Source organism: Gracilibacillus suaedae (assembly GCF_017599345.1).
Classification (GTDB): Bacteria; Bacillota; Bacilli; order Bacillales; family Amphibacillaceae; genus Gracilibacillus; species Gracilibacillus suaedae.
Genome location: NZ_JAGFVL010000039.1, coordinates 1 through 13,083, shown reverse-complemented (window position 1 = coordinate 13,083; position 13,083 = coordinate 1). Strand labels below are relative to the sequence as shown.

The 13,083-nt window shown below is 37.1% G+C and carries 10 protein-coding genes; all 10 read left to right on the top strand.

Annotated elements, in window-relative coordinates; translation table 11 throughout:
• Positions 1-120: 120 nt before the first annotated feature.
• Entirely contained in the window at positions 121-1,218 is a 1,098-nt protein-coding gene (locus J5J03_RS10940) for a phosphate/phosphite/phosphonate ABC transporter substrate-binding protein (protein WP_208589513.1), read from the top strand.
• A gap of 88 nt (positions 1,219-1,306) precedes the next feature.
• The gene (gene phnC / locus J5J03_RS10935; protein ID WP_208589511.1) at positions 1,307-2,089 is read left to right on the top strand and encodes a phosphonate ABC transporter ATP-binding protein; all 783 of its coding nucleotides are present in this window, start codon (positions 1,307-1,309) and stop codon (positions 2,087-2,089) included.
• Entirely contained in the window at positions 2,082-2,897 is an 816-nt protein-coding gene (phnE, locus tag J5J03_RS10930; protein WP_208589509.1) for a phosphonate ABC transporter, permease protein PhnE, read from the top strand. Before phnC ends, phnE (J5J03_RS10930) begins: the two co-directional genes overlap by 8 nt.
• A 15-nt stretch (positions 2,898-2,912) precedes the next feature.
• Entirely contained in the window at positions 2,913-3,719 is an 807-nt protein-coding gene (gene phnE, locus J5J03_RS10925; protein ID WP_208589508.1) for a phosphonate ABC transporter, permease protein PhnE, read from the top strand.
• Between the two features lie 561 nt (positions 3,720-4,280).
• A complete protein-coding gene (locus tag J5J03_RS10920) occupies positions 4,281-5,279 on the top strand; it encodes a substrate-binding domain-containing protein (protein WP_208589507.1) in 999 nt (332 codons plus the stop codon).
• 18 nt (positions 5,280-5,297) lie between these two features.
• Complete coding sequence (locus J5J03_RS10915) at positions 5,298-7,106, top strand: cache domain-containing sensor histidine kinase (RefSeq protein ID WP_208589506.1); 1,809 nt, start codon at positions 5,298-5,300, stop codon at positions 7,104-7,106.
• Positions 7,107-7,111: 5 nt separating this feature from the next.
• Entirely contained in the window at positions 7,112-8,302 is a 1,191-nt protein-coding gene (locus J5J03_RS10910; protein WP_231710700.1) for a response regulator, read from the top strand.
• Positions 8,303-8,641: 339 nt separating this feature from the next.
• The gene (gene chvE, locus J5J03_RS10905) at positions 8,642-9,745 is read left to right on the top strand and encodes a multiple monosaccharide ABC transporter substrate-binding protein (RefSeq protein ID WP_208589504.1); all 1,104 of its coding nucleotides are present in this window, start codon (positions 8,642-8,644) and stop codon (positions 9,743-9,745) included.
• 84 nt (positions 9,746-9,829) lie between these two features.
• Positions 9,830-11,380, top strand: coding sequence for a multiple monosaccharide ABC transporter ATP-binding protein (gene mmsA / locus J5J03_RS10900; protein WP_208589503.1), 1,551 nt, complete (start codon positions 9,830-9,832; stop codon positions 11,378-11,380).
• Positions 11,364-12,524 (top strand): multiple monosaccharide ABC transporter permease, encoded by a 1,161-nt coding sequence (gene mmsB, locus J5J03_RS10895; protein WP_208589501.1) that lies wholly within the window; start codon positions 11,364-11,366, stop codon positions 12,522-12,524. The genes mmsA and mmsB overlap by 17 nt, the downstream gene beginning before the upstream one ends.
• Positions 12,525-13,083 lie beyond the last annotated feature (559 nt).

Sequence of the window (13,083 nt, the reverse complement as noted above, 5' to 3'; positions counted from 1 at the left end):
GCTATTATTCTGAATTTACAATAACTATACATTTTTTTACAAGAAATTAATACCATATTAATGTTTATTTTTTACCATTATAGATAGCTCGAATTTTTCTAAATATTAGAGAGGGGAATTATGTTGAAAAAGCTATGGTGTTTATTAGTAATAGCGTTAGTTGCTATTTTAGTAGCGTGTGGTGATAATAGCGAAGAAGATACAACAAACGAAGCGAATGCAAGCGAAACAGAAAATAATACAGGATCAGATAACGACGCAACAGAGGGAGAAGAAATACAGTCGATTGATTCATTGTCTATTAGTTTTGTACCTTCACGTGAACCAGATGAAATTATAACAGCTACAGAACCTTTGAAAGGTTTATTGACAGAAGAAATGGAAAATTTGGGTTATGATATCGGTGAAGTTGCTATTGATGTTGGTACTAATTATGAAGCAGTAGGTGAAGCACTATCTGCAGGTACAACAGATATTGGGCTTATTCCTGGTGGTACATATGTACTGTATGATGATGGTGCAGAAGTTATTTTAACAGCAACTCGAGCAGGCTTAAGCATTGATTCAGATAAAGCAATTGACTGGAACGAAAATAAACCTACAGAACCGAGTGAAGAGCAAGTAACTTACTACCGTGCTTTAATGATTGCTGGACCTTCTGAAAAAGGACAGGAACTAGCAAATAAAGTAAACAATGGTGAAGAGCTTACAGCGGAAGATATGGAAAGTGCTAACTGGGCAGTAATGTCGTCATCATCTCCAGCTGGCTATATTTATCCATCATTATGGTTGAATGAAAATTTTGATCTAACGATTGCAGATCTGCCAAATAAAGTACAAGTAGATTCATATGGTAGTGCGTTTGCACAAATGGCGGAGGAACAAATTGATGTCATGGTAACATATGCAGATGCTAGACGAGATAATGAGGAAGCATGGCAGTCTGATTTTGAAAGAGAAGGAACCATCTGGGATGATACAAATGTAATTGGCGTAACCCCTGGTATTTACAATGACACAATCAGTGTAAGTAAAAACTCTGAAAAAATGGATGATGACTTAAAAGCTGCTATTCAAGAAGCATTTCTGAATATTGCAGAAACAGAAGAAGGGCAAGAAGTTATTTCAATTTACAATCATGAAGGTTATCAAGAAGCACAAGATTCTGACTATGACAATGAACGTGAAGCGCAAGAAATGGTCCAGTCTTTAGACTAAAAAATGTTCTGCTTATTATGAAAATATTGAAGGACAAATGAGGACATCATTTTTTGATGTTCTCATTTTTCACAAGGAAGGCGATAGAATGATTGAATTTACGAACGTAGATAAAGTATACCCAAACAAAGTGAAAGCATTACAAAATATTAACTTGAAGATCGAAAAAGGAGAATTTGTGGCGGTTATCGGTTTATCAGGAGCAGGTAAATCAACGCTTATCCGATGTATTAATCGAATGCATGATATTACGCATGGATCTCTTATTGTAGATGGTACCGATGTTGGGAAAATAAAAGGGAAAGAAATTCGCAATTTCCGTAAACGGATTGGGATGATCTTTCAATCTTTTAATTTAATCACACGTACTACAGTTATTAAAAATGTATTAGTTTCTTTTGTACCGCAACTACCTTTTTGGCGAAAAATGACAGGATTATTTAGTAAAAGGCATAAATTAAAAGCGTTGACTGCCTTAGATCAAGTTGGCATTTTAGATAAGGCATATGTTCGTGTTGATCAGTTATCTGGTGGTCAGCAGCAACGTGTTGCATTGGCAAGGACGTTAGCTCAAAATCCAGATATCCTCCTTGCTGATGAACCTATTGCTTCATTAGACCCAGTCACATCTAAGCAAGTAATGGATGACTTTCAGCGTATTAATCAAGATATGGACATGACCGTGATTCTGAATATTCACCATGTAGAGGTAGCGCTGGAGTATGCGGATCGCATTATCGGTGTAAGAGAAGGACAAATTGTTTACGATGGACCTGCTCATGACGTGACAGAAGAAGTATTAGATTATATTTATAAAGGTAAAGCAGAGGAAGTGAAGCAAGAGATGGATGAGGAAGGTGTCTATGTTTGATAAAATTTTCCCGCCCGAAAAAATAGTATTACCAAATGGTAAGACGGTTTTGGAAAAAAGATCCCGGACACCTCTTCTTTTCATCATTGTTCTGCTGGGAACTTTTTTATCTATCAGGTTTACTAATTTTGATTTTAATGTATTAGTAAAAAGGGGGCATGAGTTTTTCGTTATTATTAATGACATGATTCCTCCTAAATGGGATTACTTCCCGAGTATATGGCAACCATTACTGGACACGATTATGATGTCCATACTTGGTTCTACTCTCGGTTCCCTTGTTTCGATACCTGTTGCTTATCTAGCTGCTACGAATATGATAAAGAACAAGGTAGTGGTAATGGTTGCGAGGCTATTTTTGAGCATATTACGGACAATGCCAACATTAGTTTCAGCACTGATTGCGACTTTTATATTTGGGTTAGGGACGTTAGCTGGTACGGTAGCGATCTTTTTATTTACATTGGCGTATGTAGGTAAATTATTATATGAGCAAATTGAAAATGCCAGTTTGGATGCTTTTGAGGCAATGGAGTCAATCGGGATGACGAGAGTGCAAGCTTTTCGTTATGCGATATTTCCGCAAGTTCTACCAAACTACTTATCTACTTCCTTGTTTTGTTTCGAGGGAAATGTACGTTATGCAGCAATCTTAGGTTATGTTGGTGCCGGCGGAATCGGTTTGCTCTTAAACGAAGGATTAGGCTGGCGAGATTATGCAAGCGTTGGGATGGTATTACTCATGCTAGCCATTACGGTATTTTTGATCGAGACAGTTAGTGAGTATTTCAGGAAAAAGTTGATATGAAGGGCTTGACTTAAGATGAATGCTATCGAAAAACAATTATATGCTAAACCACGGAGCAATGTTTATATCTATATCATCTCTGCTATATTAATAGGATTAATAATTGGCTCTGTTTTTGTGATTGATTTTGAAAGTATGGGAAATAGTGGATGGACAATCGCTAAAAATATCCTTCTAGGAATAGTTACACCAGATTTGGACTTGTTGTTGAATTTCACAACACAAGGTGTCATGTATTTATTACTGGAAACAATTGCAATTGCCTTTTTGGGAACGATTATTGGGGTACTCTTAGCTATTCCGCTTGCCTTTTTGTCTGCATCTAATGTTGTTCCGAAGCCTATATCATGGATAACGAGGTTATTGCTGATTGTTATTCGTACGATTCCATCATTGGTATATGGTTTAATGCTTATTCGGGTAACAGGTCCAGGCCCATTTGCCGGAGTATTGACGATTGCTATTGTTTCAATTGGTATGCTTGCAAAGCTTTTTGTTGATGCAATAGAAGACTTGGATACGAGCATTTTTGAATCCATGACATCGATAGGTTGTACGACATTTGAGAAAATCAGATTTGGTATCATTCCGCAGCTAACGGCAATGTTTTTATCTATTGGGATTTACCGATTTGATATGAATTTGCGGGAAGCATCGATTCTTGGACTTGTTGGTGCAGGTGGTATCGGTGCACCGTTAATCTTTGCGATGAATTCGTACAGGTGGAATGAGGTTGGTTCGATATTAATCGGGCTTGTCATATTAATTCTGATCGTAGAAATTTGGTCTAACAATATGCGGAATAAATTAGTACGTGGATAAAAGGTGTAGAAGGGTTTGGATTTCGATCCAAGCTCTTTTTTATGAAGATAGCGATAAGGGTGATAGTGCCCAATGATTCTATAAAAGGTGAATTTGCAATCGCTGCCTGCTCAAGATATGATAAAAGAAAAAACGGAGTACGATTATGAAGAAAACCAAGCAAACGACACAACTGATAGAACAAAAGTAAATCAATTTTTTTGCCCGGGGAGATCCGATTGGGGAACATCTTGGATCTAAACTAAGCTTAGGCAAAATACGTAGACTCCTCATGACGAGCAGGCGAGCTGGAGATCCACAGTGTGAAGTGTTCTTCTTCACACTGTTAGCTAGGGCCGTGCCTACGGAAAGCGAAGTATTTTGCCGAAGCGGTATGTGTATTCAGACATTCATGTTCGGATTTTTCCTATCTTTTGTCCTAGCCTCATTAATGTATAAAATTGTTATTGAAGAATAGATTTTAATCCTTTACAATTTTAGTACAATCGATATAGGAAAAAAATCATCTGTTTAGATCCTTTAGCAGATACCCTATGCTTTATATTGAAAGGGGTTACAAAAGTGAAAAAATTACTGTTTGTTTATATAGTCTTAATTGGACTATTTGTTTTGTATGTATATCAGTATCAAACAAGTGAAACAACGAATAACGATTGGTCTGAACATGAATTGAGGGGCACGATTGATGAAACATATGTGATGGTAACATTCCAAGCAGGGATTGATTACTGGAAGCGGCCGCTAAAGGGGTTTGAGGATGCGGCAGAGGCTCTCAATGTGTCTGTAGAATATCGTGGTGCAACACAATATGATGTGAATGAAGAAATTACGGTGCTAGAACAAGTCATTGCCAAAAATCCTTCAGGAATAGCCATTTCGACGATGGATCCTGAAGCATTAAACCCTGTCATTAACCAAGCAGTAGATTCCGGAATTCCTGTTGTCATGTTTGATGCCGATGCACCAGATAGTCAGGCCTATGCTTTTTTAGGGACGGATAACCATTATGCTGGTGTTACAGCGGCACACAAAATGGCAGAGTTATTAAACAAATCTGGTGAAGTTGGTGTCGTGACACACCCCAATCAACTAAATCATTTAGAACGGACACAAGGTTTTCGAGAGACAATTAAGAATGAATACCCAGAGATGACAGTGGTTGAAGTGAAAAATGGTCGAGGGGACCAAATGATTTCTAAAGAAGTTTCAGAAGAATTAATGAGAGAACATCCGGATATTAAAGGCATTTTTGCTTCAGAGGCTAATGGTGGTGTTGGCGTAGGTAAAGCAGTATTAGACCAACAAAGAAAAGGTGACCTCGAAATTATAAGTTTTGATACAGACAAGGGTACACTAGATATGATTGAAGAAGGCGTAATTTCAGCAACGCTGGCGCAAGGTACATGGGAAATGGGCTATTGGTCCCTGCAGTTTCTCTTTCACCTTCAACATGGTTTAGCAGGTGATTTAAATGGAGAAACGAATCTGCCACGTTATGTTGATACAGGTATAACAGTTGTAACAAAAGAAAATGTAAGTGATTACTATCCTGCTGATTAAAGAATGGATGGATGCTCAGTGAAGCGCTGGATACAAATTAATAATATTCCAATTCGGTATAAACTAATATCACACTTTTTATTAATTAGTATATTGCCAATTTTCTGTTTAGCTTTGTTAATTAGTTGGACGGTTGAGCGTGTAATGGAAGAACAAGTTAATGACAATACAATGCAACTAATTGGTAAAGTAAACGAATCTTTCGAGTTTTACATTAGTAATCTACAAAGCTATACCTATATGATTGCGAATAACGAAGATGTCGGACAATTTCTAGGTCAAGGTGAAGATACGGATTTATCTGATAATAAATATGATATACAACGGTACTTGCGAAATTTTACAACTGTATCATCAGAGGTAGCAGGAATAATGGTGATAAACAATCAAGGTGAATATGTTAGTAATGAATTATATACTCCATCTACCATAGATTTAACGGAAACATCTTGGTATCAAGAAGCTGTTAACAATAATGGTATCTTTAAGATTATTGGTCGACCAGATGGCAGAAGGTTGAATTCTATCGTAGATTATACGAATGATGATGTGATAACTGTTGTAAGAGCAGTAATAGATCCATTTACTGAACAAGTTCATGGTGTAGTATTAATAGACTTAAAACGAAGAGCCATTGCAGAAACAGTAAAAGATATTACGTTAGGGAAAAGCGGATATTTAATGGTGATTGATGATAAAGGTCAAAATATTTACCAGCCTAACCAACCAATTGTGAGTCAAATACCTTTTAATTGGGTTAGTGAACAGCAATCAGGAGATTTCTCTAAAACGATCAAAGGGGAGAAGATTCAATTTATTTATCAGCGCTCTCCTTTTGCTAATTGGGTCACAGTTGGGGTGTTTCCGACAGAGGAAACCATTTTTGGCTTGCGTGAAATAAATTTTTACTTAGTGATGTTTATTTTTATCATTATGTTTTTTGGTATTCCGGTATCTTATTTTCTGTCACATTCGATCTCGAAACCGATTGTTCAGCTAGTATCTTTTATGAAGAAAGCAGAAGACGGAGATTTAAAGGTGAGATACAAGGAGAAAAGGTTTGATGAGATTGGGCTATTAGGCAAAAGTTTTAATACGATGCTAACGAAGCTTAATAGTTTAATGCATCTGACAGAAAGACAGGAAAGGCAAAAACGAGATGCAGAGTTTCGTAGTTTACAAGCGAATATCAATCCGCATTTTCTCTATAACACACTGGATACGATTCAATGGATGGCAAGAAAACAAAAGGCAGATGATGTGGCAGAAGTAGTAGAATCACTAGCTAAGCTATTTCGAATCGGTTTGAGTAAGGGGCGAGATATCATTACATTGGCTGAAGAAATCGATCATATCGAAAGCTATTTAAAAATACAAAAAACCAGATACCGTGAAAAGTTAAATTATGATATTAAAGTAGAAGAGTCTATCAAAAATAAAGCAATATTAAAATTTATTCTGCAACCAATTATTGAAAATGCAATCTATCACGGAATTAAAGAACGACGAGGAGCGGGACATATCAATATTGAAGCCAATTCTTCGGATGAAAATTTACTTATTAAGATTAGTGATGATGGAAAAGGAATGAGCCCAAAACAATTGAGCGATCTGAGAGAAGCGTTGGCTGAATCGATAACCCAAACTGAAAATCCAGAAGAAACAAGGAATAAAAAAGGATACGGCATGCTGAATGTGCAAGCAAGAATTCAATTAACACACGGACCTAATTATGGCCTGACAATAGAAAGTCAAGAAGATGCCGGAACAACTATTACGATCTTATTGCCAATTATGAATAACAGTGTTGAGGAGAGGGAGGAGTGATCAAGATGGAATATTGGAAAGTGTTAATAGCGGATGATGAATTTATCATCCGTGATGGAATCATGTCTTCCGTTGATTGGGGTGATTTTAATATGGAAGTTGTAGCAGAAGCTGAAGATGGAGAAGAGGCAGTTAACTTAGCTATCCGACATGAGGTTGATGTGTTATTAATCGATTTGAATATGCCAATCATGAATGGCATTACGGCAATGAAGAAAATTAAAGATCAATTACATGATTGTCGTATGGTAGTGATTTCTGGATATGATGATTTTCAATATGCTCAAGAAGCGATTCGCCTTCAAGTAGAGGATTATTTATTAAAACCGGTAAACCCTAATCAATTAGCTAATATTCTTGAAGCGGTAAGGCAACAGTTAGATCAGAAAAAGCAAGAAGAAAACTATTTGCAACAAGCTTCTTCCCAAGTAAAAAGGAATCATAAGCAGTTAAGAAATCGCTTCTTTCTAGATTGGATGACGGAAGTCGTAGGGGAAGAGGAAGTGAAAAATCAATTGAAATTTTTAGAACTCCCCCAAACGGAACCCCAATCGTTGATTGTTATGAAATGGCTTGATGGCGAAGCTGAGCATCATTTTTTTAGTGAGCAGGAGCGGAAGCAACAATTAGAAGCGATACAACAGTTACTGGGAGAGGACATGAAAAAGTATGTGCATGCCATATTTTTAGAAGGCACTCATTGGATTTCTATTCTCATTTGGGAACAAACTCCAGCAGATTTGACGTTACATCTAGAAGAATTTATAAAAGAGGAACTTGCGCAACATGTCTATGCTAAACAAATAGAAGTGGAATTTTCAAGCATTCCTGCTAAATATTCTGAAGTTAAGCAAGAATTAAATAAATATATGCAACTTTCCCCACTAGTTAAACAATCGATACAATATATTCGCAAACACTATCGTGATTCACACTTAACGCTAGAGAGTATCGCAGAATCACTGCATGTTTCAACCGTTTACCTTAGTAAAATGATTAAACAAGACCTAGGGGTATCTTACGTGAAATTTGTAACGCAAATGCGTTTGCAAACAGCAAAAGATTTATTGAGAACAACAGATCTCAGCGTCCGGGAAGTTGCCGAACTAGTAGGGTATGATTCACAACACTATTTCAGCACAGCATTTAGAAAATCGATTGGTGTGACACCGAAACAGTACAAACATCAATTGTAAGGGGTGGCTAATGGCTGCCTCAAAGTACTACTTTGAGTGCAGCCATTAGCCCCAAAGTTGCAAGAAGAGCCCCAAAGTTGCAAGAAGAGCCCCAAAGTTGCAAGAAGAGCCCCAAAGTTGCAAGAAGAGCCCCAAAGTTGCAAGAAGAGCCCCAAAGTTGCAAGAAGAGCCCCAAAGTTGCAAGAAGAGTTCCAAATTAAGAAGAACTAGAACTAATATGGCTTTCACATTAAATTTTTATAAAAACTGATTAAATTTATGTAAAGGCTTACAATGTGGTTTGTGATACATTTATAATCAGGCAAGATAAAAAACACAAAATTGAAAGGGGTTACAATTATGAAGAAGTTTAGTTTCTTAGCAATTTTCTTGAGTCTTATTTTATTTTTAGCTGCCTGTGGTAGCGATGATACTTCAGGTGGAAATTCAGATGATGGTGGCGAGTCTGCAGATGGTGGTTTAATCGGTGTAGCAATGCCGACAAAATCTTCTCAGCGTTGGGTTGATGATGGGAATAACATGGTAGAACAATTGGAAGCGCTAGGTTATGAAACAGATTTACAATATGCAGAAGACGATGTAGACAAACAAATCGAACAAATTGAAAATATGATCGTAAAAGGTGCAGAAGCACTTGTTATTGCATCAATCGATGGTACAGCACTTACGAATGTATTAGAAAAGGCTAATGACCAAGGTATTCAAGTGGTGTCATATGACCGTTTGATTATGGAATCGCCACACGTAACATACTATGCAACATTTGATAACTTTCAAGTAGGTGTATTGCAAGCCTCATACATCGAAGAAGCACTTGATTTGGAAAACGAAGAAGGACCATTCAATATTGAATTATTCGGTGGTTCCCCAGATGATAATAATGCTTACTTCTTCTGGGATGGTGCAATGAGTGTGCTTCAACCGTATATTGATGAAGGTAAATTAGTTATTCAAAGTGAACAAACAGAATTTGAACAAGCAGCAACAATGCGTTGGGATGGAAATACTGCGAAATCCCGTATGGAGAATATTCTTAGCAGTTCTTATTCAGGAGATGAAACAGTAGATGCAGTATTATCTCCTTATGATGGCATTAGCCGTGGTGTTATTCAAGCACTTAAAGGTGTAGGTTACGGTTCTGATGACCTTCCGTTACCAGTTATTACTGGTCAAGATGCAGAATTAGCTTCTATTAAATCAATCATTGCTGGTGAGCAGACACAAACTGTGTTTAAAGATACTCGTGATTTAGCTGCTGTGGCAGTTGATATGACAGAGGCTATTCTAAATGGTGAAGAAGCAGAAGTGAATGACACAGAAACTTATGATAATAACGAAAAAGTCGTTCCTACGTATCTTGTAGAGCCTGTTTCTGTTGATATTGATAACTACCAGGAAGTTGTCATGGATAGTGGCTACTATTCTGAAGACGAGTTAGAATAAGCCAGATCATAAAGAAATGAATTAGTGGTGGTCTGAGGTCACCACTAATTCAATGTTATAGAGCTATTAAAGGTGGTGGAGCTAATGTCTGATTATATACTGGAAATGCGTGAAATTACGAAAACTTTTCCCGGTGTAAAAGCTTTAGATAATGTTAATTTGCAAGTGGAACAGGGAGAAATACATGCATTAGTCGGAGAAAATGGTGCAGGGAAATCAACATTAATGAAAGTTTTAAGTGGTGTTTATCCATATGGAACCTATGATGGATCAATTTATTTTAAAGGACAGGAATGCGAATTTAAAAATATTAAGCAAAGTGAGAATTTAGGGATTGTTATAATCCATCAGGAATTAGCGTTAAGTCCATACCTTTCTATTGCTGAAAATATTTTTCTTGGTAATGAACGTCAATCTAACAAGATTATGAAGTGGCAAGATACATTTTCAGAGTCTAAGAAATTGTTAGAACGTGTGGGCCTAAAAGATTCTCCAGAAACACCTGTAATGGATATCGGTGTAGGGAAGCAGCAATTAGTGGAAATTGCTAAAGCTTTATCGAAAAATGTGAAACTGCTAATTCTAGATGAGCCTACCGCAGCGTTGAACGAGACAGATAGTGAGAACTTACTGAAATTACTATTGGAGTTGAAACAGCAAGGAGTATCCTCGATATTAATCTCTCACAAATTAAATGAAGTATCCTATGTATCTGATTCTATTACAGTACTACGCGATGGGAAAACAATTGAAACTTTAGATGCAAAGGAAGAAGAGATATCAGAAGAAAGAATCATCAAGGGGATGGTAGGTCGAGAGTTAACAAGTAGGTTCCCTAATCGTCAGCCTACTATCGGTAAGACTATTTTTGAAGTGAAGAACTGGAATGTATATCATCCACAACAACAGGATCGTAAAATCATCGATAACATCAGCTTTCACGTAAAAAAAGGTGAAATTGTGGGCATAGCCGGATTAATGGGGGCTGGCCGAACAGAATTGGCTATGAGTATTTTTGGGAAATCATATGGTAAGAAAATCAGTGGTGAATTATATAAGGATGGAAAACAAATTGAAGTCAATACAGTAAGTAAAGCGATCGAAAAGGGCATTGCATATGTTTCAGAAGATCGTAAGACATATGGCTTGAATTTAATTGATGATATAAAACGTAATATTACATTATCCAATTTACAGAGAATCTCCAAATCAAGTGTGATCGATGAAAATAAAGAAGTAATCGAATCACAATCCTTAAGAGAGCGATTAAATATTAAGACGCCAACACTTGAACAACTGGCAGGTAACTTAAGTGGGGGTAACCAGCAGAAAGTTGTTCTTAGTAAATGGATCTTTACAGAACCCGATATTCTAATTTTGGATGAACCCACAAGAGGTATTGATGTTGGGGCAAAATTTGAAATTTATACTCAGATCAACGAGTTAGCTCAGCAAGGATTAGCGGTCATCGTTATTTCTTCGGAATTACCAGAGGTACTAGGGCTATCAGACAGAATTTATGTAATGAATGAAGGGCGCTTGACAGGTGAATTGAATAGAGACGAAGCAGATCAAGAAAATGTCATGCGTTATATGACTGGAACAGGGGGGACTCGCAATGCAGACGTTAATTAATTTATTTAAAAATAACCTTAGAGAGTATGGAATGATTATTGCACTTGTATTGATCACGGGACTTTTTTGGTTTTTAACTGACGGGGTTAATTTTACACCACTAAACTTGACTAACCTAATTTTACAAAATGGCTTTATTCTTGTTTTAGCTGTTGGGATGGTTTTAGTAATTATTACTGGTAACATTGATTTATCAGTAGGTTCAGTTGTTGCATTTATTGGAGCTATTGCTGGTGTACTTATTATTAATATGAATGTTCCGGTTTGGTTAGCGGTGATTCTTGCTATTATAGCGGGTGCTTTAATTGGTGTATGGCAAGGTTTTTGGATCTCATATGTTGGGATACCATCCTTTATCGTAACCTTGGCAGGAATGCTTGTATTTAGAGGTCTAACTTTATGGTTGTTAGATGGGCAATCTTTAGCACCGTTTCCTGATTCGTTTCAAAGTATAAGTAGTGGATTTATTCCTGATTTATTTGGCGGAGCGAATCTACACATTTTTACCATTGTGTTGTCTGTAATTTTATCGCTGGTATTGGTCTACTTAGAAATTAATAAAAGAAGAACACAATTGCATTATAATTTTGAAGTAGCCCCTTTATGGATAACTATTACAAAATTGGCGTTATTATTACTTGCGATTAATTGGTTTGCTTTTCAATTAGCACAAAATAAAGGGATACCAACAGTACTTGTTATTGTGCTTGCTCTTATTGTGCTTTACACCTTTGTTATGAAAAACACCGTAATGGGGCGTCATATCTATGCTACTGGTGGAAACAAAAAGGCAGCAGACTTATCCGGGATAAAAACGAAACGAGTAGTATTTTGGGTTTTTGTAAACAATGGTGTGCTTGCTGCTTTAGCCGGTTTAATGTTTGCCGCTCGATTAAATTCAGCAACTCCAGCAGCTGGTGATATGCTCGAACTCGATGCGATTGCAGCGGTATTTATCGGTGGTGCATCCATGGCTGGTGGTGTTGGTACTGTAATCGGTGCGATCGTCGGTGGTCTTGTAATGGGCGTAATGAACAACGGTATGTCACTAATCGGTATCGGTATTGACTGGCAGCAATTTATTAAAGGTTTAGTATTACTAATCGCCGTTGGTTTTGATGTGTATAATAAAAATAAAGGTTAATAGTAATAAATAGATGCTCGCCTTAGAGGTGAGCATTTTTTGCTTTGTCTACAAAAATGTAGACTTTTTATATCAAACTGGTTTAAAAATGTAATCTGTTTATTGGTAGAATAGAGACAATCCATCAGTCAAAAAGAATTGATTGATGGATTGTTTTTTTCATAATATAGGAAAGTATATAATCCGCGGTATCAACGCATTTGTAAGCAGAGTAGCCATTTTGAAATAGCTTGTACAGGAAACCATCGCTGCGGCTGTCCACTTCCCTTTCCACGGGATTTTCGCCTAAGCTAACTTTGGTAAGCAAAGAGCGCTTACCAAAGTGGATCTTAGTCGAAAATCATCCCGTAGGAGTGGAAGTGGACGGCCTCCGCTATGAAACTGTTCTACAACGTTTGTGACTGCTAACGACTCGAGCTTTCTTAACCTGTGTAATAAAATTGGAATGTCAGCGAGTACATTCGTTGTAGAGCATTAATTAGCGTAGGCGTCCACTTCGACTCCTGTGGGATCAGCGTGATCTGAAGATCCACTTTTGTAAAGCGATCTTCTTTACAAA

Excerpts from the sequence above, each read along its gene's own strand:
- J5J03_RS10940 (WP_208589513.1), top strand. The coding sequence starts at position 121 with ATGTTGAAAAAGCTATGGTGTTTATTAGTAATAGCGTTAGTTGCTATT.
- phnC (WP_208589511.1), top strand. The coding sequence starts at position 1,307 with ATGATTGAATTTACGAACGTAGATAAAGTATACCCAAACAAAGTGAAA.
- phnE (WP_208589509.1), top strand. The coding sequence starts at position 2,082 with ATGTTTGATAAAATTTTCCCGCCCGAAAAAATAGTATTACCAAATGGT.
- phnE (WP_208589508.1), top strand. The coding sequence starts at position 2,913 with ATGAATGCTATCGAAAAACAATTATATGCTAAACCACGGAGCAATGTT.
- J5J03_RS10910 (WP_231710700.1), top strand. The coding sequence starts at position 7,112 with ATGGAATATTGGAAAGTGTTAATAGCGGATGATGAATTTATCATCCGT.
- chvE (WP_208589504.1), top strand. The coding sequence starts at position 8,642 with ATGAAGAAGTTTAGTTTCTTAGCAATTTTCTTGAGTCTTATTTTATTT.
- mmsA (WP_208589503.1), top strand. The coding sequence starts at position 9,830 with ATGTCTGATTATATACTGGAAATGCGTGAAATTACGAAAACTTTTCCC.
- mmsB (WP_208589501.1), top strand. The coding sequence starts at position 11,364 with ATGCAGACGTTAATTAATTTATTTAAAAATAACCTTAGAGAGTATGGA.